This is a genomic window from Blattabacterium cuenoti, from assembly GCF_014252255.1.
Classification (GTDB): Bacteria; Bacteroidota; Bacteroidia; order Flavobacteriales; family Blattabacteriaceae; genus Blattabacterium; species Blattabacterium cuenoti_J.
Window position 1 is genome coordinate 179,358 of record NZ_CP059213.1, and the last position, 26,081, is coordinate 205,438.

A 26,081-nucleotide genomic window follows, 5' to 3' on the forward strand; every position below is an offset into this window, starting at 1 on the left:
ATTTACTTCACATGTTTTTCTGCATGATAAGAAGAACGAACCAATGGACCACTTTCTACATATTTAAATCCCATTTTTAATCCAATATCTTTCAATTCTTTAAATTCTTCTGGAATAACAAAAAAACGAACAGAATAATGTTTTAAAGAAGGCTGTAAATATTGTCCTATTGTTAGGATATCTACTTTAGATTTTCTTATATCTTTCATCGTTTGAATAATTTCACTTTTTGTTTCTCCTAATCCTAACATAATTCCTGTTTTTGTACGAATATTTTTATTTTTTTCTTTTATATATTGTAATACTTTAAGACTTCTATCATATTTAGCTTGAATACGTATTTTTTTTGTTAATCTAGAAATAGTTTCTATATTATGAGAAATAACTTCTGGTTGTACATTAATAATTTTATCTATTATTTTTTCTTCTCCTTTAAAATCTGGAATTAAAGCTTCTATTGTTATTTTAGGATTTAAATATCGTACTTTTTGTATAGTTTTTACCCATATAGAAGATCCTAGATCTATTAAATCATCTCGATTGACAGAAGTTAATACAGCATGTCTTACATTTAATATTTGTATAGATTTTGCGACTTTTTTTGGTTCTTCCCAATCAACTTTTTTAGGTTTTCCTGTTTTTACTCCACAAAATCTACAAGATCTTGTACAAATATTTCCTAATATCATAAAAGTTGCCACTCCTTTATCCCAACATTCTCCTATATTAGGACAACTTCCACTCTGACAAATTGTATTCAATTTATGTAAAGAAACTAAATTTTGTAGTTTATGATAATTTTTATTAATTGGTAATTTTACTTTTATCCATTTTGGTTTTTTTTGAAAAATATTCATAATTATTTTTATTTAATTTCTATTTTTATATATACAATAATATTATAAAAATCAATTTTTTTTGATAAATTTGTTTATATGATGTAGGTATGTTTTTGCCATGGAAGTATTTGTAAGAGATATTACTAAAAAATTAGAAAATCTAGCACCTATAGAATATGCAGATTCTTATGATAATGTTGGATTGATAGTTGGATCGTTAGATCAAAAAATAATAAATATACTGATAACTTTAGATCTAACTGAAGATGTTTTTAATGAATCTATCAATAAAAAATGTAATCTTATAATATCTTTCCATCCTATTATTTTTAAACCAATAAAAAATATAATTGGAAAAACTTTTTCAGAAAGAATTATAATTTCTGCATTAAAAAATAATGTATCTATTTATGTTATTCACACAAATTTAGATTCAATATGGGAAGGACCTTCTGATTATATATTCAAATTGTTGAAAATAAAAAAAGAAAAGGTTCTTATTCCAAAAAAAGAAACAATAAAAAAAATGATTACTTATGTTCCAATTAGTTATGCAGAAAAAGTAAGAAATTCTTTATTTGAAGCAGGAGCTGGAAATATTTCTAATTATAGTCATTGTAGTTATAATTTTGATGGATTTGGAAGTTATATGGGAAATAATAAAACTAAACCATTTTTTGGAGAAAAAGAAATTTTTTATATGAAAAAAGAGACTTGTATTGGTGTTATTTTTCCTTCTCATAAATTAAATGTTATTAAAAAAGCACTTTTTAAAAATCATCCTTATGAAGAAGTTGCTTATGAAATTTATAATATTGAAAATGTTAATCCTTATGTAGGAATAGGTTTTTTAGGAGAACTAGAAAAAGATATGAATGAATATGATTTTTTAGTTTTTTTAAAAAAAAAAATGAATTTTTCTTATATTCGTCATTCTCATTTTACAAACAAAAAAATTAAAAAAATAGCTATAATAACAGGTTCAGGTCGTTTTGGAATAGAATATGCAATTAAAGAAAAAGCTGATGTTTTTATATCCTCAGATTTAAAATATCATGATTTTTTTAAATCTGAAAAAAAAATATTGATTGTGGATGTCAGTCATTATGAATCAGAAAAAATTAATAAAAATTTATTAAAATCTTTTTTAGATAAAAATTTTCCTTTTATTTCTATTTATGAATCGAAAATTCATACTAATCCAATTGAATATTTTTAATTATGTGTTATGATCCATAAAATACAAGAAACTATCACAGTAGTAGATAAATTGAGAGCATTATATAATCTTCAATTAATAGATTCTCGTATAGATGAAATACGAAAATTTCGTGAAAATATTCCCATAGAAATAAAAAGTTTAGAAGAAGAACTTAGTCAAATGAAAAAAAATTTAGAAGATATTCATAATGATATTCTTTCTATAAAAGAAAACGTAGATAAACAAATTAAAAATATTAAGTCTTCAGAAATACTGATAAAAAAATATGAAAAACAAAAAGATAATGTTAAAAATCATAAAGAATTATATTCTCTTAATAAAGAAATTGATTATCAAAAATTAGAAATTCAATTATCCAAAAAAATAATAAAAGAATTGAATATAAAAATTAATCAAAAAGAAAATTTTTTTAATCAAAAAGAAGAATTATTGAAAAATAAAGAAGAACATCTTTTTCATAAAAAAAAAGAATTGAATAATATTTTATTAGAAAATAATAAAGAAGAAAAAATACTTTTGGAAAAATCGTTATTTTTCTCTAAAAAAGTTGATAATAATTTGTTACAAACTTATAAAAAAATAAGAAGTGGAGTTAAAAATGGAGTAGCAGTTGCTCCAGTACAAAGAGGAGCTCCATTAGGGTCTTATTTAGCAATAACACCTCAAAAATATTCAGAATTGATACAACGTAATAAACTTTTAATAGATGAACACAGTGGAAGAATATTAATAGATTCTGAATTAGCTGAAGAAGAAGAGAAAAAATATTTTGTAAAAAAAAGAAAAAATAATAAAATAAAATAAATTATGGCAGGAACTTATTCTTCTGATAAAATTAAAATTTCAATAAAAAATTTCTTCTTATTAGAAGTTTCTTCGGGTGAAAAAAAATTTATGAAAAACTTTTTTTCTAATAAAGCAACTGTAATTATGTTTATTTGTAATCATTGTCCATATGTAAAACATATAACTACAGAATTAGTGCGTTTATCTAATGATTTTATTCCAAAAGGAATTTCATTTTTAGCTATTAATTCTAATGATGCAAAAAAATATCCAGAAGATTCTCCGGAAAATATGAAAAAAATACATTATAAATTAGGTTATACTTTCCCTTATTTTTTTGATGAAAAACAAAATGTAGCTAAATACTATGGAGTAAAATGTACTCCTGAATTTTTTATTTTTTCTGGTAAAGGAAATTTATGTTATCATGGTCAGTTAGATGATTCTAGACCAAATAATGAAATACCAGTAACAGGTTCTGATGTAAGAAATGTATTGCACAATATTTTAAAAGGAAAAAATATAAATTTAATTTCAAAATTAAGTTACGGATGCAATATTAAATGGAAAATATAAGATTATTATAATAATTAGGAATTATATTTAAAAAATATTCAATAGATTCAGATAAACTTTTTTCTAATAAACCTCCTGATGCATTTTTATGTCCACCTCCTCCAAAATGTTTTCTAGCAAACATGTTTACATCAAAATTACCTTTAGAACGAAAAGAAATTTTAATTGGATATTTTTCATTTTCTTCAAAAAAGAAAACCGAAAAAACAATATTTTTTATACCTAATCCATAGGTTACAATACCTTCAGTATATCCTTGTTTATAGGAATAATTTCTTAGCTCAGAAGAGCTTATACTTGTATAAGCTGTACGAAATTTTTTTAGAATTTTTAATTTTTTTAATGCTTTAGATAATAATTTTAATTTATTTATATTATATTTTTCTTGTAAATGATTATATATTTGATTTATATTAATTCCTTTTTCTATTAATTTACCAGCAATAAAATGAGTTTCTGAAGTAACGGAAGGAAAACGAAAAAATCCTGTATCAGTCATTAATCCAACGTATAAACATGTAGCTATTTTTTTATCTATTTTTTCTAAAAAATTCATTTTAGATATAAATTTAAAAATTAAAATACTGGTAGCTGCAACTTTTGGATCAAAAAACATAAAATCAAATTGAAATGGAAAAGGATGATGATCTATTAATATTTTTTTTGCTTTTGAAGATAAAATAAATTCCCTTAATTTTTTAATTCTTGATAAATTATTAAAATCTATAAAAAAAATATAATCAGAATTTATAATTTTTTTTTTTATTATAGATTCAGTTTTTTCTGAAAAAACAATAATATCCTTTATTCCTGGAAGCCATTGAAAAAATTCAGAATATTCTGTTGGAGATATTAAATCTACATCATGTTTCAATTTTCTAAAATAAAATAAAAGAGCTAAAGATGATCCTAAAGCATCTCCATCAGGATTATTATGTGGTAATAAAATAATTTTTTTTTTATTTGTTCCGTTAATACTAGAAAAAAACATATATACTATATATTTATTATTTTTTTTTCAATCCTAATTCTTCTCCTTTTTGTAACATAAGAATATAAGCAGAATGAAATTCATTAGATATTTTTCCTTCTAAAATAGAATTTTTAATAAAATTTTTTATAATTCCTATTTTTTTACATGGATCAATATGAAATACCTTCATAATATCATTTCCTGATATAGGTGATTTCCAATTTTTTATTCTATCTTTTTTTTCTAATTTTTTAATTCTTTCCATAAGAAGATAAATATTTTTTTTATACTTACTTTTTTTTTCTATATTATTAGTAGTAATATCAGCTATACATAATTTTATTAAATCTTCTAGATCTTCTCCAAGATCAAATAATAATCGACGTATAGCAGAATCACTAATATTATTTTCTATTAATGCTATAGGTTTATAACTATATTGAATAATTTTTTTTACATATTTCATAGGAAAACCTTTTGGAAGTCTTAAACGTTGAAAAATATTGGAAACCATTTTTGATCCTACAAATTCGTGAGAATGAAAACTCCAACCTATTTTTGGTAAAAATTTTTTTGTATAAACTTTTCCTATATCATGTAGTAATGCAGCCCATCTTAACCAAAGTGAATTTTTTTTTCTTTTACTAATATTATCAACTACTTGTAAAGTATGATAAAAATTATCTTTATGTTTATATCCATTTTTTTCTTCTATTCCTTTTAATAATGTTAATTCTGGTAAAATTATTGATAATAATCCAGATTTATATAATAATAATAATCCTATAGAAGGTTTATTAGATAATAAAATTTTATTAAATTCTTCTATAATTCTTTCTATAGAAACAATATTTATTCTATATTTATTTTTTTGAATAGATTTAAATGAATATTCTTCAATTGTAAATTGAAGTTGAGTAGCAAATCGAATGGCTCGCATCATTCTTAATGGATCATCAGAATAAGTAATATTTGAATCTAATGGTGTTTTTAATATTTTTTTTTTTAAATCATAAATTCCTCCAAATGGATCAATTAATTCACCATAATTATAACGATTTAAACTAATAGCTAAAGCATTAATTGTAAAATCTCTTCTATTTTGATCATCTTGTAATGAGCCTAATTTAATTAAAGGTTTTCTACTAGAAAAATGATATGATTCTTTTCTAGATCCAACAAATTCTATTTTTTGTTTTTCATATATTAACATAGCAGTTCCAAAACGTTTAAATATCTTTATTTTAGGATAAGGTTTAATATATTTAGAAACTTCTTTAGCTAATTTAATTCCTTCTCCTATTGTTAAAATATCTAAATCTTCTGATTCCATTTTTCCTAATAAAAAATCTCTAACATAACCTCCTATTACATAACTATCTTGTTTAATTTTTTGAGAAGAAAAACTGATAATACGAAATATTTTTTTATAAATAGCAAATGATAAATTCATTACTTACTATTACATACGTAATATTTTAACTTTACCGGAAACAATCTTTATAATAGAAGAGCTATTATAATTAGATATTTTTTTTCGACGAAAATTGACAGAATAATCTATTTTGTTTAAAATAAAAGGATTTATTTCATAAAATGATTTAGGAGAATAAAATCCAGATAAATTTGCAGAAGTAGAAATAATAGGCCTATCCAAATTTTTTATTAAACAAATACAAAATGGATCATATGTTAAACGAACAGCTAAAGTATTATTTATACTTAATAAATTATATGCTATTTTATTAACATTATCGTATACTATGGTAATAGGTTTATTTTTTTTTGTAATATTATCAATAATAATTTTTCTAGTAAAATTCGTAATCAATCCTACTAATTGATGTAAACGATCCATACTTTCTACTAAAACGATCATAGATTTAGAAAAAGTTCTATTTTTTATTTTATATATTTTTTTTATAGCTTGCATATTAAATGCATCACATCCTAATCCCCAAATAGTATCTGTAGGATATAATAAAACATTTCCATTTTTTAATGTATATACACTTTTTTCTATTTCTTTGTAAAAAGACATTTACATTTATAAATTACTAATTATTAAATTGAAATATTATGAGTTCTTAATGCTTCATTTAAAGAAGTTTTTTTATTCGTACTTTCTTTTCTTTTTCCTATAATCATAGCACATGGAATATAATATATTCCTGAAGGAAATTTTTTTGGATAAGATCCAGGAATAACTACAGAATATTTAGGTATAAATCCTTTAAATTCAATAGGTTGATTATTAGTAATATCAAAAATTTTAGTAGACGCTGTTAAAACAACATTTGCTCCTAAAACAGAACCTTTTTTTATTAACACTCCTTCTACTAAAATACATCTAGATCCAATAAAAACATCATCTTCAATAATTACAGGATTCCCTTGTAAGGGTTCTAACACTCCTCCTATTCCAACTCCTCCGCTTATATGTACACGACAACCAATTTGAGCGCAACTACCTACGGTAGCCCATGTATCTATCATAGTTTTTTCTCCTATATATGATCCTATATTTACGTAAGAAGGCATAAGAATAACCCCTGGTGATATATATGAACCATAACGTGCTATAGCATGAGGAACTACACGAATATTTTTTTCTTGAAATTTATTTTTTAGAGGTATTTTATCATAAAATTCTAATGGACCTAATTCTATAACATTCATTTTTCTAACAGAAAAATACATTATAATTGCTTTTTTGACCCATTCATTTACTACCCAATCTCCATTCTTTAATGGATAAGAAACTCTAATTTTTCCATTTTCTAAATGATCAATAACTTGAATAACTATATTATTGATATGATCGTCAATATTCCATAAATTTTTTTGTATCCAAGCTTTTTCTATCTCTAATTTTAGTTCATTCACTTTCATAAAGGTTTATTAAAAACAAAAGTAGTAAAAATAAAATAAGATAACAAGTATATATATTTGTTATAATAGTATTGTATTTAATAAAAAAAATGTCAAAAATATTAGGAATTGATTATGGAAAAGTAATAACAGGTTTATCTATAACGGATAATAAACAAATATTTGCATTTGGATTAGATTCTATTAAAACTAAACAATTAATGAATTTTTTAAAGACTTTTTTAAATTATGAAACAATAAATAAAATTGTAATAGGTTTACCTAAAAAACTAAATAATCAAATAGAAACATTAATAGAAAAAGATATTCAAATATTTATTAATAAATTTCATATCCAATATCCTAAAATTATTATAGAAAGATTAGATGAACGTTTTACTTCTAAAATGGCTTTGAATACTATGATTGAATTAGGTTTTAAAAAAAAAAGAAAAAAAATAATTTTAAATAAAATTAGTGCTACTATTATTTTACAATCTTATCTTAAAAAAAATAAAAATTAATTTATGGTATTACCTATAATCCTTTATGGAAATCCTATTTTAAGAAAAAAATGTTTAGATGTAGATTTACATTCTTGTAAAAAAAAAATGAATCAATTAATAAAAAATATGTTTGATACTATACATAAAGTAAAAGGTATAGGATTAGCTGCTCCTCAAATTGGACAAAATATACGACTTTTTATAGTCGAAACTCCTTATTTATATGAAAAAAAAATAAATAATTATAAGGAAGTTTTTATTAATTCTAAAATATTAAAAATATATGGAAAAAAATATAAATTTTATGAAGGATGTCTTAGTATTCCTGGAGTTATGGGATATGTAAAAAGAAAACCAAATATATTAATTGAATATTATGATCATAATTGGAAAAAACAAAAAAAAATATTAACAGGAATATGTGCTAGAGTTATTCTTCATGAATATGATCATCTTGATGGAAAACTTTTTATAGATTATTTTTCTTATAAAAAAAGAAAAATAATAGAAAAAAAATTGATTAATTTATCATACAATTTATGAATAAATATAATTTATTATTTTTTCAAAAGTGCTCGGATCATTCATAGAAAAATCTGAAAGAATTTTTCTATTTATTTTCATTTTTTTATCGGATAATTTTTTTATAAATTCAGAATAAGACCGTCCATATTTACGTACTCCCGCATTAATACGTTGAATCCAAATAGATCTAAAATCTCTTTTCTTTTTTTTTCTTCCTGAAAAAGCATAAATAAAAGATTTTTCAACGGCATTTTTAGCAACTGTATAAACTTTACTTCTTGATCCATAAAATCCTTTTGCTAATTTTAGTATTTTTTTTCTTCTTCGTCTAGAGGAAACCGCATTTGTAGATCTTGGCATAATTTTTTTTAAATTTGTTTTTTAATATTCTGTTTATCTGATTTATGTAATAAAGTAAATCTAGAAAGATTACGTTTTCTCCTTTTCGATTTTTTAGTTAAAATATGATTTTTAAATGCATGTTTTTTTTTTATATGTCCATTTGCTGTTTTTTTAAATCTTTTTTTTGATCCTGATTTTGTTTTCAATTTTGTCATAATTATAAAAATTAAAATTTTTTTGGAGCCAATATCATGTACATTCTTTTTCCTTCCATAACCGGCATTTGTTCTACTTTTCCATATTCTTCAATTTCTTCTGCAAATTTTAATAATTTTATTTTACCTTGATCTTTATATACTATAGAACGCCCTTTAAAAAAAACAAAAACTTTCACTTTATCTCCACGCATTAAAAATTTCTCAGCGCTTTTAATCTTAACTTTTCCATCATGATCACCTATTTGTGGTCCAAATCTTATTTCTTTAGTATTTACTTTAATTTGTTTTGCTTTAAATTGTTTTTTTCTTTTTTTTTGTTCATATAAAAATTTTTTATAATCCAATATTTTACATACTGGAGGATCTAATTTTGGATTAATTTCAACTAAATCCAATTCTTTTTCTTTAGAAAATTGTATAGCTTCTTGTATAGAATAAATACCATTTTCTATAGAAGTATTACCTACTAAACGAACTTTTTTCGAATGAATATTTTCATTAATACGATATTCCTCTTTTTTTTGTAAAATTGGCCTAAAAATCTTTTTCCTTTTATTTCCTCTAGAAAATTTTTTTTTTATAATAGCTTTTTAATTTTATTTTTTTAAATTTATTTCTTTAGAAATTATTTCTATTCCTTTAGTGATAGAAAATATTCCTATATGTCCTAATCCATGACGACGTAATGAAATCATTTTATTTTCTTCTTCTTTTTTTCCTAAAATAATCATATAAGGTATTTTATTATCTTCAGAATCTCTAATTTTTTTATTAATTTTCTCATTCCTTATATCAATAGATACTCGAATCTTATAATTTAACATCAAATTTAAAATTTTTTTTGCATAAATTATATATTTATTACTTATAGGAAGTATAACTACTTGATTAGGAGTCAACCATGATGGTATATTTCCTTTTGTATGTTCTATTATAATAGCGATAATTCGTTCTAATGAACCAAAAGGAGCTCTATGTATCATTACTGGACGACATTTTTCATTATTTTTACCTTTATAATATAAATCAAATCTTTCAGGTAAATTATAATCTACTTGAATAGTACCTAATTGCCAACTTCTTCCTAAAGAATCTTTGACAAGAAAATCAAGTTTTGGGCCATAAAAAGCTGCTTCTCCATAATTTATGGATACATTAATTTTTTCTTCTTCAACAGCTTTTAATATAGCTTTTTCCGCCTTTTTCCAATTATTTTCTGATCCAATATAATTATCTATTTTTTTTGTATCTCTTAAAGAAATTCTAATTGTATATTCATAAAAACCTAAACATCTAAAAACATAAAAAACTAAGTTTATAACTTTTTTAAATTCTTCTACTAATTGATCATTAGTACAAAAAATATGTGCATCATCTTGAGTGAAACATCTTACTCTAGTTAATCCATTAAGTTCTCCACTTTTTTCATAACGATATACTGTACCAAACTCTGCAAAACGTTTAGGAAGATCTTTATAAGACCATTCTTGAGAACGATAAACTTCACAATGATGAGGACAATTCATAGGTTTTAATAAAAATTCTTCTTTTTTATAAGGTGTATGAATAGATTTAAAATTATCTTTTCCATATTTATCCCAATGTCCACTCCTTATATATAACTCTTTATGTCCAATATGTGGAGTTATTATCATTTCATATCCATTTTTTTTCTGAATTTCAGTTAAAAATTCTTCTAAATTCTTTCTAAAAATTGTTCCTTTAGGCAGCCATAACGGTAATCCAATACCAACTCTATCAGAAAATAGAAAAAATTTTAATTTTTTACCTATTTTTTTATGATCTATAGTATTAGAATCTTCTTTTAATTTATTTTTATACATGAAAAAAAATTACAAATTTTTCTTTTTTAGGATAAAAATAAATATAATATTGAAGCTATTATACTTCCACAAATAGGACCTAATACAGGAATAAATGCATAATTCCAATGATTTTTTTCTTTTCCATGAATTGGAATAATAGAATATATAATTCTAGGACCTAAATCACGAGCAGGATTAATAGCAGCACCAGTATTTCCTCCTAAGGATAAAACAATACCGAATACTACTAAAGCAGGAACTAATGCTTCTAAAGAACCTAACCCTATAGAATATTTATTTTCTTTCAAAAAAAGAAAACCTTTAGTTTTTAAATATAAAGAAATAAATATAAAAATAAAAGTAGATAATACTTCACTTAAAAAATTAGAATATAAATTTCTTATAGAAGGAGTTGTAACAAAAACAGATAATTTATCTTCTTCATTTTTAGTTTCCATAAAATGGTCTTTATATAAAATCCATACAAATAGAGACCCTAACATAGCTCCAATAAATTGAGAAAAAATATAAAATGGAACCATATTCCAATTAAATTTTCCAATTATTGCAAAACTAATTGTAACACATGGATTTAAATGAGCTCCACTATAAGGAGAAGAAACTATAATTCCCATAAAAACAGCTAATGCCCATCCTATAGTAATAGTAAGCCATTCTCCACTATTTTTTTTACTGTGACCCTTAGTTTTTGATAAAATTACATTTGCTACTACTCCATTTCCTAAAAATACTAAAATCATTGTTCCTATAATTTCTGAACATATTTTTGTCATTTTATTTATTTTTTATTGAACAGATCCAGACCATGAACGAGTTGTTTTAATTGCTTTTTCCCATCCTTGAATTCTTTCTAAACGACTAGACATACCTTTTGGTTCAAAAACTTGTTCTAATTGCCATTTTTTTTGAATATCTTCTAAACTAGTCCAATAATTTACAGATAATCCAGCTAAATAAGCAGCTCCAGCTGCTGTAAGCTCAGATATTTTTGATTTTACTACTTTTACATTTAAAATATCAGATTGAAATTGCATTAATAATTTATTAACCGTTGCTCCTCCATCTACACGAAGTTCTTTTATAGATATACCAGAATCTGCTTCCATAGCTTTTAAAACATCCATATTTTGAAAAGCAATACTTTCTAATGCTGCACGAACAAAATGTGCAGAAGAAGTTCCTCTTGTTATTCCAACAATAGTTCCTCTAGCTTTTTGATCCCAATAAGGAGCTCCTAAACCAGAAAAAGCTGGAACAAGATATAAACCTTCTGTATTTTCTACTGAAGAAGCTAAAGTTTCTGCTTCATTTGAAGACAATAAAAGACCTAATCCATCTCTAAGCCATTGAACAACAGCTCCTGCAATAAAAACACTTCCTTCTAACGCATATTGAACTTTATTTTTAATTTTCCAAGCAATAGTAGTTATTAAATTATTTTGAGAAAAAACTGGAGAATCTCCTACATTCATTAACATAAAACAACCTGTTCCATAAGTATTTTTTACCATTCCAATTTTAGTACACATTTGACCGAAAAGAGCCGCTTGTTGATCTCCAGCTATTCCTGATATAGGTATTCTATGAGATAGAATATGTCCTGTAGTATAACCAAAAATTTCACTAGATGATTTGACTTCTGGTAGCATTGTTATCGGAATATCAAATAAATCAATTAAATCTTTATCCCAATTCAGGGTATGAATATTAAAAAGCATAGTACGAGAGGCATTGGTTACATCTGTAACATGAATTTTTTTACCTGTTAAATTCCATATTAACCATGAATCTATAGTTCCAAATGCTAAATATCCAGAATTAGCTTTTTTTCTTGCACCTGGAACATTATCTAATATCCATTTAATTTTTGTAGCAGAAAAATAAGGATCTATAATTAACCCTGTTTTTTTTCTAATCATTTCAGTTAATCCTTCTTTTTTAATTTGATCACAATATTTATATGTTCTCCTATCTTGCCATACAATAGCATTAAAAATAGGTTCTCCTGTTTTTTTTTCCCAAACAACAGTAGTTTCTCTTTGATTGGTTATTCCTATTGAAACAATATTTTCACCATCTAAATTTGCTTTTAAAATTGCCTCTAAAGCAACTGAAGCTTGTGTAGACCATATTTCTTCTGCATTATGTTCCACCCATCCAGGATAAGGATAAATTTGTGTAAATTCTCTTTGAGCTATAGAAATAATATTTCCAATTTTATCAAAAATAATAGCTCTAGAACTAGTCGTTCCTTGATCTAATGATAGTACATATTTTTTCATAAATATATATATGAAAGGTATTACAACATCAAATAATAGGATAATAATAACGCATAGCTAACTCTTTAAAAGCCTCTATTTGTGATTTTTCCCATTTTTCATCTCTAGAAAGTTCTTTAGCCATTAATGCTGCCACTTTTGGTGCTACATTTATTGCTTCTTTTGCATTTAAAAATAATAAACGGAACCTTCTTGCTAAAACATCTTCAATTGTTCGAGCCATTTCAAAACGTACCATCCATATAACTTCCGCTTCTGTACAATAATAAGAATAAGAAGAAGAATCTTTACATTTTGATATTAAGTTATTTTTTAATAATGGATTTTTTTCAATTAATTTTTTTATATGATATTCATCTTCTCCATATTTTTTCCAATACAAATTTTGACTTTTATATGAAGAATTAGATCCATAAATTTTAATATTTTTTGTTATAGAAGGCATTTTATTTAATTTTCCTATTTCAATAGCTTTATTAACAGTTTCTTCCGCCATTTTTCTATATGTAGTCCATTTTCCTCCTACAATACTTATTAATCCAGAAGAACTAATTATAATTTTATGAGATCTAGAAATATCTTTTGTTTTAGTTTTAATAGAAGAATGAACAAAAAGAGGACGTAATCCAGAAAAAGCACTGAGTATATCACTTTTTTTTGGATTTATAATAAAATATTTGTTAAAAGTTTGTAAAATAAAATCTATTTCTTCTTCTAAAGGTTTTGGTTCAAGAACACTTTTTTCTAAAAAAGTATCTGTGGTTCCTACTAAAACATGATCATACCATGGAACACAAAATAATATTCTTCCATCCGAAGTTTTTGGAATTACCACTGCATTTAAACTACTAAAAAATGATTTATTTAATACAATATGTGTTCCTTGACTAGGTTTTATTAAAATAGGGCATTTTGATTCATCCATTTTTGAAATAGAATTAGAGAAAACACCAGTAGCATTTATAACAATTTTTGAATAAATAGAATATTTTTTATTAGTTTCAATATCATAAGCTACAACTCCAGATATTTTATTTCCAACTTTTTTTATAAGACTTTTAACTGGAAAATAATTTAATAAAATTCCACCTTTTTGAACACAAGTTTGTGCTAAATTAATTGCTAAACGAGAATCATCAAATTGTCCATCATAATATAAAATACCTCCTTTTAATTTATGAGTTTTAATTTCAGGAAAATTTTTAATTATTTCATTTTTGGATAAAAATTTGGATTTTCCAAAACTTAAGGAACCAGATAACCATTCATATAATTTTAACCCAGTCCAATATAAAAATCCCATTTTCCAACTAAAAATTGGAATAATAAATTTTTGTTTTTTTACTAAATGAGGTGCATTTTTTAACAAAAGTCCTCTTTCTTGTAAAGCTTCATAAACTAATTTTATATTTCCTTGAGCTAAATACCGTACTCCTCCATGAACTAATTTTGTACTACGACTAGTAGTACCTTTAGAAAAATCAGATTGTTCTAAAAGAAGAGTTTTATATCCTCTAGAAGAAGAATCTAAAGCAATACCTAATCCTGTTGCTCCACCTCCAATAATGATAATATCCCAAATATTTACATTTTTTAAAATGTTCAAAAACTTATCTCTATTTAAAAAATCTTTCATCATATTTTACTCATATCAAATTTTAAATAAAATCTTATTCCTATTGGAATTTTGAAAATATTATACAAACAAAATTAAAAATATTTTCAATAAAAGAAAATTTTAATTAAAATTAATATAAACTAAATACTATTTTTTTGATTCATCATTTTAGATATAAAATCTTTTATCATTTTTTGTCCTGAATTAACATTAATTTTTTTCATTATTTTATTTATATCATCAAATTGTTTAAAAAAAAGATCTATATGATTTAATGTTACACCAGATCCTTTAGATATTCTTTCTTTTCTTTTAATATCAGTAAATAATTTTGGATTTTTTCTTTCATTATGTGTCATTGAATAAATAATTGATTCTATTTTTTTTAAAGAATCTTTTTGATTAATTCCATCATTAAAAGAAAAAAATCTATCAACTCCAGGAATCATAGAAATAATATTTTTTATATTTCCTATTTTTTTAATTTGTTGAATTTGTTCTAATAAATCATTAAAATTAAAACGATTTTTTGAAATATTATGATAAATTTTTTTAGTTCTTTTTTCATCAAATTTATCTTGTAATTTCTCTACTAAAGAAACTATATCTCCCATTCCTAGAATTCTATTGGCCATACGATCTGGATGAAAAATTTCAATATCTTCTATTTTTTCTCCATTACTAATAAATTTTATAGGTTTCCCAACGGAACTAGACATAGTAATTGCTGCTCCACCTCTACTATCTCCATCTAATTTAGTCATTACAATTCCATTAAAATTTAATATTCTTGAAAAAGATTGAGCAGTATTAATAGCATCTTGTCCTGTCATTGCGTCTACAACAAATAAAACTTCATCTGGATGAGAATGTTTATTAATTTGTATTATTTCTTCCATCATTATTTTATCAATAGATAATCTTCCAGCTGTATCAATAATAATTACATTTCTCTTTTTTTCATAAGCATAAATAACCGATTTATCTAATATTTCTATAATATTTTTATTTCCTTTTAAAGAAAAAACAGGAATATTTACTTTTTCTGCAATAAATTCTAACTGATCTATAGCTGCAGGTCTATGAATATCTGCAGCTACTAATAAAGGAGATTTATTTTTTTTTTTTAAAAAAAAAGCAAGTTTAGCAGAAAAAGAAGTTTTTCCACTTCCTTGTAATCCACAAATTAAAATGATAGAAGGATTTTTAGAACAATTTATTTTTTCAGTTTTTTCTCCCATCAATTTTACTAATTCATCATGTACTATTTTTATAATAAACTGTTTTGGATTTAATGAAGTAAATACTTTTTTTCCAATAGATTTTTTTGTAATTCTATGAATAAAATCTTTAACAATTTTATAATTTACATCCGCATCAATAAGAGCTCTTCCTATTTCTTTCATAGTAGAAGCAATATTGATTTCTGTAATTTTATCATTTCCCTTCAAAATATGAAGGGCTTTTTGAAATTTATTTTGTAAATTTTCAAACATAAATGTGCAATTTTTACATATTTTACATACAATCTAACATTTTAATACCTAATAAATTCATTCCCAATTTTAATATATTTCCTGTAATATGAATAATATTCATACAAATATTACTATGAATAATATTAAAAGGATCTATTAATTTCTTTTTTTGATAAAGAAGATTAAAAGTTTTGGAAACTTCAAAAATATAATTTGCTATTAATGATGGATTTAAATTTATAGCTGATTTTTTTAAAATTAATGGGTATTTTTGGAGAATTTTAATTAAATTTTTTTCATATATATCAAATTTAATATTTGACCAATCATAATTTAATAATGAACATAATTTAAAAAATTTTCGTTCTAAAGAACGAATTCTAGAATAAGTATATTGAATATATGTTCCTGTTTTTCCTTTAAAATCTATAGATTTTTCAGGATAAAAAATAATTTTTTTTTTTGGATCTATTTTCAAAAAATAATATTTCATAGCACCTAATCCTATTATTTTAGCAGATTGATCTTGTTCTTTTTTTTCTTTTTTTAATTTTGAATTTTTTTTTAAAAAATTGGATTTTGCAATAGAATACATTTTTGAAATAAGACTATCTGCGTATATTACATTTCCTTCTCTAGATTTCATAATACCACTTGGTAAGTATACCATTTCATATGATAAATGAGATAATTTATTTACCCATGTATATCCTAAACGTTTTAATATACTAAAAAGAATTTGAAAATGATAATCTTGTTCTTTTCCTACAATATATATTAATTGATCTATATTATATTTTTTAAAACGTTCCACAGCAGTGCCAATATCTTGAGTTATATATACTGAAGTTTGATCTGATCTCAATAAAAGTTTGTGATCAAAACCTTCTTTAATTAAATCAATCCAAATTGATCCATCTTTTTTTTGAAAAAAAATTCCTTTTTTAAGACCTTTTTGAATAATTTTTTTCCCAATTTTATACACATTGCTTTCATACTCTATTTTATCAAAATTTATTTCTAATTTTCGATAAGTTTCTTCAAAACCATTATAAACCCATTTATTCATTTTTTTCCAAATATTTATAATTATTGGATCTCCACATTCCCATTTTTGTAACAATTCTCTAGCTTCATTTATAATTGAAATTTTATTTTGTTTAGAATTTTTTATCATTTCTTTACGATAAATTTTATCAAATAAGCTATAATATTTTCCTACAAAATGATCCCCTTTCATTTTTACATCATATGGGGTTTTTTCTTTTCCAAATTTTTTCCATGCAATCATTGATTTACATATATGTATTCCTCTATCATTAATAATTTGAATTTTTATTATTTTATGCCCAACCATTTTTAATATTTTAGATAAAGAATATCCAATTAAACTATTTCTTACATGTCCTAAATGAAGAGGTTTATTCGTATTAGGAGAAGAATATTCTATCATAATTTTTTTAGATGGAAATTTAAAATGATAAAAATCTGGATTTAACATTTTTTTTAAAATATGAATATAATAACTATCTTCAAAAATAAAATTTAAAAATCCTTCAATAATAGAAAATTTTATCAAACCTCTTAGTTGAGATTGAACATATTTTCCTATATTTTCTCCTACTTTTTCTACAGGTTGTTTTAATTTTTTAGATAAAGAAAATAAAACCAAAGTAAGATCTCCTGAATATTCTTTTTTTGTATATTGAAAATTTAATTCAGGAAAATTTTTTAATTTATATAAAATAAATATAGATTTTTTTGCTATTTCCTCTATAGATTGAAAATGATCATTCATACATAGAATATATTTTTACAAAAATCTTTTTAATGGAAATCTCCATCCAAAAGGATCTTCTGATAAATTATGTTGTATGTCTAATAAACTTTTTTTTAAAAAAAAAGATATTCTTTGATTTTCTGGAATATCTGGTAATACAAAATTATTTCCTTTATAACTAATCATTTTAAAATAATTTATAACAGCAGCTGTACCACATCCAAAAGCTTCTTTTAATTCTCCTTTTTGTAATCCTTTTATAATTTCTGAAACACTTAAATCTCTTTTTTCTACGTAAATTCCTTCTTTTTTTGCTAAATCAATAATACTATTACAAGTAATTCCACTTAATATATTTTCATTAGCTTTTGGCGTTATAAGTTTATTTTTTAACCAAAAAAAAACATTCATAGTTCCTGATTCTTCTATCATTGTATGAGTAGAAGAATCAGTCCATAATATTTGATCAAACCCTTCTTCATTTGCTAATCTAGTAGGATAAAAAGAAGAAGCATAATTTCCAGCAGCTTTAGTAAATCCAACACCTCCTGATGAAGAACGGCTATATTTTTCTTCTATTTTAATTTTTAAAGGATATTTGTAATAAGAATCTGCAGGAGTAGATATTATTATAAACATATAATCTTTAGAAGGTTTTGCAGATAAAACTCCATTAGTTGCAATTAAAAAAGGACGAATATATAAAGATTGTCCATAATTTTTAGGAATCCAATCTCTATCTAAATCTATCAATTTGATCAATCCATTCATAAATATATCTAATGGTATAGTAGGCATTTCTAAACGAATAGCAGATTTATTTATTCTTTTAAAATTTTCTTTTGGACGAAATAAAAAAACTTCTTCATTTTTATCCTTATAAGCTTTCATACCTTCAAAAACAGCTTGTCCGTAATGAAAAACAGGAGATATAGGAGAAAACATTATATTTCCAAAAGGTTTAATAATAGAATTTTTCCATTTTCCATTTTTATATTCAGAACAAAACATATGATCTGAATATTGATGACCAAAGGAAATATTTTTAAAATCCATTTTTTCAATCCTTGATTGTAAAATTTTTTCTATTCTCATAAATAAAGCAAAAATTAGTCAAAACAAATATAATAAATGATTATTATGTTTTAATAAAAATTTTTAATCAAACATTTACTTTTTCTAAGTATCATGCATTATTTTTAATACTTTTTCTACAATATTTTCAACAGAAGGTTTTGAAAAATAATCACCATCTGATCCATAAGGAGGACGATGTTCTTTAGCTGTAATTGTAACAGGAGGACTATCTAAATAATAATATCCATTTTGTTCTTCTAATATTTTTTGTAAAATAAAAGCAGAAGCTCCACCTGGAACATCTTCATCTATAATTAATAATCTATTAGTTTTTTGTAAACTTTTTACAATATCTTTTTGTAAATCAAAAGGTAATAAAGATTGAACATCAATTATTTCGGTGTCTATATTAATTTTATATAATTCTTTTGATGCTTCATTAACAATTCTCCATGTAGAACCATAAGTAACCATTGTTATATCTTTTCCGGTTCTTGTTTTTTCAACTATACCAATAGGAGTTTTAAAAACCCCTAAATTTTCTGGTAATTTTTCTTTAATTCTATATCCATTTAAACATTCAATAACTAAAGCAGGATCATCTCCAGATAATAAAGTATTATAAAATCCAGCTGCTTTTACCATATTTCTTGGAACAAGAATTAAAATTCCTCTTAAATAATTAATAATTCCACCCATAGGAGATCCTGAGTGCCATATTCCTTCTAAACGATGGCCTCTAGTTCTAATAATTACAGGGGCTTTTTGTCCTCCTTTTGTTCTATATTGTAAACAAGCAAGATCATCACTCATAATTTGTAAAGCATATAAAATATAATCTAAATATTGAATTTCAACTATAGGTCTAAGTCCACGCATAGCAAGACCGATACCTTGACCAATAATAGTAGATTCACGTATTCCAGTATCAAAAATGCGAGTTTTTCCATATTTTTTTTGTAATCCTTCTAACCCTTGATTTACATCTCCAATTTTTCCTACATCTTCTCCAAAAATTAAAAGATCAGGATATAATTCTAATAATTTATCAAAATTTTCTCTTAATACAATTCTTCCATCTACTTTAAAATTATTATTTTTTTTATACACTGGAAAAATTTCTATTTTTTTAAAAAAAGATTTATTAGATATGCTATATAAATGAGAAGAATAATTTTCTTGTTCTTTATTATATTGATTTTTTACCCATTCTATTAAACAATATTTTGAATTAGATTCTATTTGATATAATAAATATAAAACTTTTCGTGTAATACGAAATATTGATTTTTTTGTTGGAAAATTTTGGGTTATATCATTTAATTCTTTAATATATTTTTTAATAAAAAAAGAAGAATTTTGCATTTTTTTTAAAATTTTTACAGCTTCGTTTTTAATTTTAATAATTGGTTTTTTAAATTCATCCCAAGCTTTTTTTTGTTCATTTTTTACATATTCTTTAGCTTCTACATCTATTTTATTTAAATAATAAACATTAGTTAAATTTTTTTCATTAAACTTAAAATTTAAAATCCAATTTCTAAATTTTTTAATACAATCGTTATTAATTTCCCATTCTAAACGTTCTTTAGATTTATATCTTTCATGTGAAGAAGAAGTAGAATGTCCTTGTGGTTGAGTTAAATTTTTAATATGTATAATAACTGGAATATGATCATTACGAGCAATTTTATCTGCATAAGTATATGTTTTTGTAAGATTAATATAATCGTATCCATTTACACAAATTATTTCTATTCCTTTTTCTTTTTTAGTTCTATGAAAACCAGATAAAAGATCACTAATATTTTTTTTAGAAAATTGATATTTATTAGAAACAGATATTCCATATTCATCATCCCAAATAGACAAAATAATAGGTATTTGTAATACTGAAGCGGCATTTAAAGTTTCCCAAAATAAACCTTCAGAAATACTGGCATTTCCAATAGTTCCAAATGCTACTTCATTTCCATCATTAGAAAATATTTTATGTGTTTTTTTTAAATTTTTTAGTTTTTTATAAATTTTAGATGCATGAGCTAATCCTAATAATCGAGGCATTTGAGCAGCTGTAGAAGATATATCAGCACTAGAATTTTTTTGTTGAATAATATTTTTCCAAGTTCCATCATTATTAATAAATCGTGTTCCAAAATGAGAAGTCATCATTCTTCCAGCAGAAATAGGTTCATATTTTAAATCTGAATGAGCATATAATTGTGCAAAAAAACTTTTTACAGTTATAGCTCCAATAGCCATCATAAATGTTTGATCTCTATAATATCCAGATCTAAAATCTCCATTTCTAAAAATTTTTGACATGGCTAATTGAGGAATTTCTTTTCCATCACCAAATATTCCAAATTTAGCTTTTCCATTTAAAACTTCTTTTCTACCTAAAATACTAGTTTCTCTACTAATTTTAGCTAATTTATAATCACTTAAAACCATTTTTTTAAATGAATTAAAAGATTTTTCTTCATTATCATTCATAATGATATTTATTATTATAATTCATAATTTTTTCATTAAAATATAGTAATTTTCATTTATGAATTTCTTTATTTAATTTTATATTTTATTTTGTAAAAAAATTTGTTTCTTATAAAGAATCAAAAATTATAATTTCTGATATGTTTGGAAACATTACTCTTTCTATTATAAAACCAGATGCAGTTAAAAAAGGATATAGCATGTCTATTTTATCTCAAATAATTAACGAAGGATTTAATATTATTACACTTAAAATAACAGAACTTTCTAAAAAATCAGCTATCATATTTTATGAAGAACATAAAGAAAAATATTTTTTTGAATCTTTAATAGTATTTATGTCTTCTGGCCCAATTATATCTATGATATTAAAAAAAGAAAATGCAGTCAAAGATTTTAGAATTTTAATAGGAGATACAAATCCAATCAATGCTAAAAAAGGAACTATACGAAATTTATATGCTACATCTTTAGAAAAAAATGCAATACATGGATCAGATAGTAATAAAAATGCTTTTAAAGAATGCAAATTTTTTTTTCCAATAGAAAAATTTTCTTAAAAAAAGAAAATTATAAAGATTTATGAAAAAAAATTTTTTAAAAATTATTTTATATATTTTTATTCCAATATTCATAATTATATTATGGATATCTAATGTGTATAATCATTTAGTAAAATTAAATGAAAATATCAAAACACAATGGGGACAAATAGAAAATGTTTATCAACGTAGAATTGATTTAATACCAAATTTAGTAAATACAGTAAAAGGATCTGCAAATTTTGAAAAAAATACATTATTACATGTAATAGAAGCTAGAGCAAAAGCAACTTCTATTTCTATAAATCCAAATAATTTAAATCAAAATCAAATTAATAAATATCAAAAAATACAAGAAAATTTAAATAATACTGTTCATAAATTACTTTTAATTGTGGAAAATTATCCAAATTTAAAATCTACAAAAAACTTTTATGAATTACAAAATCAATTAGAAGGAACAGAAAATCGTATTAATGTAGAAAGAAACAGATTTAATAATCATGTCAATTATTTTAATACTTATAGAAATCAATTTCCAAAAATTATTATAGCAAATTTTTTTTCTCAATTTAAAGAAAAAGGATATTTTCAATCTCAAATAGGATCAATAAAATCTCCTATTATAGATTTTTCTAAATAAAAATTGAAAAATAATTCAAAAATTATGAGAAAAATTATTCAATTAATTATTTTAATTTCTTTTTACATAAACTTAGTAAAAGGACAATTTCATATACCAGAAGTTCCTAAAAAAATATATCCTATTCAAGATTATGCAATGGTTTTATCTAAAAACCAAATAAATAAATTAAATAAAAAACTTATTTCTTATTATAAAAAAACATCAACAGAAATTTTAATTTCTATTATTAAAGATCTTAACGGAGAAAATCCAAATTTTTTAGCTGCTAAATGGGGAGAAAAATGGAAAATTGGAAATTTTCATAAAAATAATGGAATAGTTATATTATTATCTATTAATGATAAAAAAATATCTATCCAAAATGGATATGGAATAGAACCTTATATAACTGATTTTTTAACTACTAGAATTATAGAACAGATAAATCCTATGTTAAAAAATAAATTATATTATCAAGCTATAGATTCTTGTATTCAAAAAATTTTTCAAATTCTTCATAAGAAATATAATAAAAAAAATAAAAAAAAAAATTTTTTTACTATATGGCCTTTTTTTATTAGTATAAGTCTTTTATTTATTATATTTTTTATACTTTATAAAAGAAAAATGATAGATTATACATTATTAAATACTTTATTTTTTACAGATTTTTTATTTAAAAATAAAAATTTTCATAATCATGAAAATGAAGATAATTTTGATGGATTTGGAGGAGGAGGAAATTTTGGAGGGGGTGGTTGTAGTGACAATTGGTAATAAATTATTTTATTGAATTTTTTTCATCTTTTAAAGATTTTAAATGTTTTTCTAATTTATCTATTTTTTGTAAAATATCATTTTCTTTTTTTATTTCTTTTAAAAAAAGTTTTTTAGAAACAGAAGTCACATATTTATCATTAGACAAATTTTTTTGAATTAAAGATAATAAATTATAAAAATATTTAATTTTTTTTTCAATATTAATAATATTATTATTATAAACAGAATAATAATTATCATTATTATCTCCTAAAAATAAAAAAAATTGATCATTATCTAAAAAGAAAGAACATAATGATATATTTTTTGGTTTTTTTAAAATATAAATAATATTCGATAAATTCGCTAATTTTAATATAATAGGATCATATACTTTTTTTTCTTTTTTTATCATAGAGAATAATATAAGACTCTTTTTATAAGGTATATGACTTTGATTTCTTATATTACGTATTTTAGATATTATTTGAGTAATTTTTTCAAAAGAAACTAAAATTTCATAATCATAAGATTTTTTTTTAGGCCAAGAAGAAATAATTAAAGCTTCTCCTATTTTTCTTTTTTTCATAAGATTCCAAATTTCTTCTGATAAAAAAGGCATATATGGATGTAATAATTTTAATATTTTTTCAAAAAATTTTATAGTATTTAAATATTCTGTTTTAGAAATATATTTATTATCATGAGTTGGTTTAATAATTTCAAGAAAATATGAACAAAAATCATACCAAATAAATTTATATAAAACCATTAAAGATTCATCAAATTTATATTCTTGAAAATTTTTTTCAAAAATTTCTAAAATATAATAAAAACGATTTTTTAACCATTTAATAGCAATTATAGAATAATTAGGTACATTTTTATTTTCCTGTATTTTCCAACTTTTAATTAAACGAAAAGCATTCCAAATTTTATTAGAAAAATTTCTTCCTTGTAAACATGTTTTTTCCTCAAAATGAAAATCTTGTCCTGCACTTGTTTTTAATATTAATCCCATACGTACAGCGTCTGCTCCATATTGATTAATTAAATCAACAGCATTTGGAGAATTATTTAATGATTTTGATATTTTTTTATTTTTAGAATCTCTAATAATTCCTGTAAAAAAAACCTTTTTAAAAGGTTTTTTTTTTTGAAAAAAATAACCCGCTATAATCATACGTGCTACCCAAAAAAATAATATATCAGATCCTGTTATTATATCTTCAGTTGGATAGTAGTAACATATTTCTTCATTTTTGGGATGACAAATTCCATCAAAAACAGATAATGGGAATAACCAAGAAGAGAACCAAGTATCTAATACATCTGTATCTTGCCATATATCATCATAACTTAAATCTGAATTTTTACTTTTTTTTCTTGCTTTTTTTAAAGCTTGATATAAACTTTCTGCCACTACAAAATCATTAGTATTTTTACCATAATAATATACAGGTAAACGATGCCCCCACCATAATTGTCTAGATATATTCCAATCACGAATTTTATTCATCCATTGAAAATAAATTTTATTAAATTTTTTTGGATAAAATTGAATATCTCCATTTTTTACTGCTTGTATAGCAGGAATAGATATTTCTTTCATTTTTAAAAACCATTGAAGAGATAATTTCTGTTCTACTATTGATAAAGTTCGTTCAGAAAAACCTATTTTATGATTATATTTTTCAATCTTAACTAAAGATCCTAATTGTTTTAACTCTTCTATAATTTTTTTTCGAACTTCAAAACGATTCATTCCATTATAATGAAGACATTTTTCATTTAAAGTAGCATCTTCATTAAAGATATTAATTACGTCTAATTTATGTTTATCCGCTATATTTTTATCATATACATCATGAGCTGGAGTAATTTTTAAACATCCTGTTCCAAAATCTTTATCTACATATGAATCCTGTATGATAGGAATATATTTATTAATTATTGGAATTTTTGCAAATTTTCCTTTTAAATGAAAATAACGAGAATCATATGGATGAAAACAAATAGCAGTATCTCCAAATATAGTTTCAGGACGAGTTGTCGCAATCGTAACATAATCTATACATCCTTTTATTTTATATTTTAAATAATAAAGTTGACCATTACATTCTTTATATATAACTTCTTCATCTGATAAAGTAGTTTTAGCTTCTGGATCCCAATTAACTACATGATAATCTCTATAAATATATCCATTTTCATATAAATCTATAAAAATTTTTGATACAGAATTAGATAATTTTTTATTCATAGTAAATTGAGTACGATTCCAATCACATGAACAACCCAATTTTTTTAATTGATCAAAAATAACATTTTTATGTTTTTTTGACCATTCTAGAACATAATACAAAAATTTTTCCCTTCCTAAAAAAGATTTTGATAATCCTTGTTTTTTTAATTGATCTACTACTTTCGCTTCTGTAGCAATAGATGCATGATCTGCTCCAGGAATCCAACAAGCATTGTATCCTTTCATTCTAGCATATCTAATTAAAATATCCTGAATAGTATTATTTAACATATGTCCTATATGAAGAATTCCAGTAATATTTGGAGGTGGCATAATTATAGTATAAGGAATTCTTTTATCTGGATAAGATGAAAAATAATTTCCTTTCATCCAATAATGATATCTTTTTTTCTCCACAGATTTAGGATCATATTTTATTGAAATATCCATAAATTTAAAAATATAAAAAAAATT

The 26,081-nt window shown here is 22.9% G+C and carries 25 protein-coding genes; 8 read left to right on the forward strand and 17 right to left on the reverse strand.

The window, feature by feature from the left end; all coding sequences use genetic code 11:
• Positions 1–2: 2 nt before the first annotated feature.
• Positions 3–857, reverse strand: a complete 855-nt coding sequence (gene lipA / locus H0H41_RS00820) for a lipoyl synthase (protein ID WP_185872359.1) — start codon at positions 855–857, stop codon at positions 3–5.
• 100 nt (positions 858–957) lie between these two features.
• Between lipA and H0H41_RS00825 the strand changes: the two genes are divergently transcribed.
• Genes H0H41_RS00825 through H0H41_RS00835 form a run of 3 tightly spaced genes read left to right on the forward strand, consistent with a single transcriptional unit; the run spans position 958 to position 3,423 of the window.
• Positions 958–2,058, forward strand: a complete 1,101-nt coding sequence (locus H0H41_RS00825) for a Nif3-like dinuclear metal center hexameric protein (RefSeq protein WP_185872360.1) — start codon at positions 958–960, stop codon at positions 2,056–2,058.
• Positions 2,059–2,067: 9 nt separating this feature from the next.
• Positions 2,068–2,865 (forward strand): zinc ribbon domain-containing protein, encoded by a 798-nt coding sequence (locus H0H41_RS00830; RefSeq protein WP_185872361.1) that lies wholly within the window; start codon positions 2,068–2,070, stop codon positions 2,863–2,865.
• A gap of 3 nt (positions 2,866–2,868) precedes the next feature.
• Positions 2,869–3,423, forward strand: a complete 555-nt coding sequence (locus H0H41_RS00835) for a thioredoxin family protein (RefSeq protein WP_185872362.1) — start codon at positions 2,869–2,871, stop codon at positions 3,421–3,423.
• On the opposite strand, the gene H0H41_RS00840 is transcribed toward H0H41_RS00835, so the two are convergent.
• From H0H41_RS00840 to H0H41_RS00855, 4 genes are read right to left on the reverse strand one after another with little or no spacing between them, the layout of a single operon-like run.
• A complete protein-coding gene (locus H0H41_RS00840) occupies positions 3,407–4,414 on the reverse strand; it encodes a DHH family phosphoesterase (protein WP_185872363.1) in 1,008 nt (335 codons plus the stop codon). The two genes, H0H41_RS00835 and H0H41_RS00840, sit on opposite strands and share 17 nt — an antisense overlap.
• Before the next feature lie 16 nt (positions 4,415–4,430).
• Positions 4,431–5,849 carry a CCA tRNA nucleotidyltransferase gene (locus H0H41_RS00845; protein WP_185872364.1) on the reverse strand — a complete coding sequence of 473 codons (1,419 nt, stop codon included), beginning with the start codon at positions 5,847–5,849 and terminating at the stop codon, positions 4,431–4,433.
• 9 nt (positions 5,850–5,858) lie between these two features.
• Positions 5,859–6,437, reverse strand: a complete 579-nt coding sequence (locus tag H0H41_RS00850; RefSeq protein ID WP_185872365.1) for an L-threonylcarbamoyladenylate synthase — start codon at positions 6,435–6,437, stop codon at positions 5,859–5,861.
• A 23-nt stretch (positions 6,438–6,460) separates the two neighbouring features.
• Positions 6,461–7,288: a 2,3,4,5-tetrahydropyridine-2,6-dicarboxylate N-succinyltransferase gene (locus H0H41_RS00855; RefSeq protein WP_185872366.1), complete on the reverse strand. Its 828-nt coding sequence runs from the start codon at positions 7,286–7,288 to the stop codon at positions 6,461–6,463.
• Positions 7,289–7,377: 89 nt separating this feature from the next.
• Here H0H41_RS00855 and ruvX point away from each other — a divergent pair, with 89 nt between their 5' ends.
• The gene (gene ruvX, locus H0H41_RS00860; protein ID WP_185872367.1) at positions 7,378–7,791 is read left to right on the forward strand and encodes a Holliday junction resolvase RuvX; all 414 of its coding nucleotides are present in this window, start codon (positions 7,378–7,380) and stop codon (positions 7,789–7,791) included.
• A 3-nt stretch (positions 7,792–7,794) separates the two neighbouring features.
• Positions 7,795–8,316, forward strand: a complete 522-nt coding sequence (gene def, locus H0H41_RS00865) for a peptide deformylase (protein WP_185872368.1) — start codon at positions 7,795–7,797, stop codon at positions 8,314–8,316.
• Here the strand turns inward: def and rplT are convergent.
• The 11 genes from rplT to H0H41_RS00920 all read right to left on the reverse strand — a co-directional run bounded on the left by rplT (position 8,311) and on the right by H0H41_RS00920 (position 21,436).
• Positions 8,311–8,658 (reverse strand): 50S ribosomal protein L20, encoded by a 348-nt coding sequence (gene rplT, locus H0H41_RS00870; RefSeq protein WP_185872369.1) that lies wholly within the window; start codon positions 8,656–8,658, stop codon positions 8,311–8,313. The two genes, def and rplT, sit on opposite strands and share 6 nt — an antisense overlap.
• Before the next feature lie 8 nt (positions 8,659–8,666).
• Positions 8,667–8,855, reverse strand: a complete 189-nt coding sequence (gene rpmI, locus H0H41_RS00875) for a 50S ribosomal protein L35 (RefSeq protein WP_185872370.1) — start codon at positions 8,853–8,855, stop codon at positions 8,667–8,669.
• 11 nt (positions 8,856–8,866) lie between these two features.
• Positions 8,867–9,388, reverse strand: coding sequence for a translation initiation factor IF-3 (infC, locus tag H0H41_RS00880; RefSeq protein ID WP_185872496.1), 522 nt, complete (start codon positions 9,386–9,388; stop codon positions 8,867–8,869).
• A 66-nt stretch (positions 9,389–9,454) separates the two neighbouring features.
• Positions 9,455–10,702 (reverse strand): threonine--tRNA ligase, encoded by a 1,248-nt coding sequence (gene thrS / locus H0H41_RS00885; protein ID WP_185872371.1) that lies wholly within the window; start codon positions 10,700–10,702, stop codon positions 9,455–9,457.
• Positions 10,703–10,728: 26 nt separating this feature from the next.
• The gene (locus H0H41_RS00890) at positions 10,729–11,478 is read right to left on the reverse strand and encodes an MIP/aquaporin family protein (RefSeq protein WP_185872372.1); all 750 of its coding nucleotides are present in this window, start codon (positions 11,476–11,478) and stop codon (positions 10,729–10,731) included.
• A gap of 12 nt (positions 11,479–11,490) precedes the next feature.
• Positions 11,491–12,987 (reverse strand): glycerol kinase GlpK, encoded by a 1,497-nt coding sequence (glpK, locus tag H0H41_RS00895; protein ID WP_202985485.1) that lies wholly within the window; start codon positions 12,985–12,987, stop codon positions 11,491–11,493.
• A gap of 28 nt (positions 12,988–13,015) precedes the next feature.
• Positions 13,016–14,626 carry a glycerol-3-phosphate dehydrogenase/oxidase gene (locus H0H41_RS00900; RefSeq protein WP_185872373.1) on the reverse strand — a complete coding sequence of 537 codons (1,611 nt, stop codon included), beginning with the start codon at positions 14,624–14,626 and terminating at the stop codon, positions 13,016–13,018.
• A 119-nt stretch (positions 14,627–14,745) separates the two neighbouring features.
• Positions 14,746–16,101, reverse strand: a complete 1,356-nt coding sequence (gene ffh, locus H0H41_RS00905; RefSeq protein ID WP_185872374.1) for a signal recognition particle protein — start codon at positions 16,099–16,101, stop codon at positions 14,746–14,748.
• 22 nt (positions 16,102–16,123) lie between these two features.
• Positions 16,124–17,881 carry an arginine--tRNA ligase gene (gene argS, locus H0H41_RS00910; RefSeq protein ID WP_185872375.1) on the reverse strand — a complete coding sequence of 586 codons (1,758 nt, stop codon included), beginning with the start codon at positions 17,879–17,881 and terminating at the stop codon, positions 16,124–16,126.
• A 15-nt stretch (positions 17,882–17,896) separates the two neighbouring features.
• Positions 17,897–18,958 (reverse strand): branched-chain amino acid aminotransferase, encoded by a 1,062-nt coding sequence (locus tag H0H41_RS00915; RefSeq protein ID WP_185872376.1) that lies wholly within the window; start codon positions 18,956–18,958, stop codon positions 17,897–17,899.
• Positions 18,959–19,042: 84 nt separating this feature from the next.
• Positions 19,043–21,436, reverse strand: a complete 2,394-nt coding sequence (locus tag H0H41_RS00920; protein WP_185872377.1) for an alpha-ketoacid dehydrogenase subunit alpha/beta — start codon at positions 21,434–21,436, stop codon at positions 19,043–19,045.
• A gap of 140 nt (positions 21,437–21,576) precedes the next feature.
• Between H0H41_RS00920 and H0H41_RS00925 the strand changes: the two genes are divergently transcribed.
• From H0H41_RS00925 to H0H41_RS00935, 3 genes are read left to right on the forward strand one after another with little or no spacing between them, the layout of a single operon-like run.
• Positions 21,577–21,996, forward strand: coding sequence for a nucleoside-diphosphate kinase (locus H0H41_RS00925; protein WP_185872378.1), 420 nt, complete (start codon positions 21,577–21,579; stop codon positions 21,994–21,996).
• Positions 21,997–22,018: 22 nt separating this feature from the next.
• Entirely contained in the window at positions 22,019–22,621 is a 603-nt protein-coding gene (locus tag H0H41_RS00930; protein WP_185872379.1) for a LemA family protein, read from the forward strand.
• A 3-nt stretch (positions 22,622–22,624) separates the two neighbouring features.
• Positions 22,625–23,380, forward strand: coding sequence for a TPM domain-containing protein (locus H0H41_RS00935; RefSeq protein WP_223843733.1), 756 nt, complete (start codon positions 22,625–22,627; stop codon positions 23,378–23,380).
• Positions 23,381–23,384: 4 nt separating this feature from the next.
• Here H0H41_RS00935 and H0H41_RS00940 read toward each other — a convergent pair whose 3' ends face one another.
• Positions 23,385–26,057, reverse strand: coding sequence for a valine--tRNA ligase (locus tag H0H41_RS00940; RefSeq protein WP_185872380.1), 2,673 nt, complete (start codon positions 26,055–26,057; stop codon positions 23,385–23,387).
• Positions 26,058–26,081: the final 24 nt, after the last annotated feature.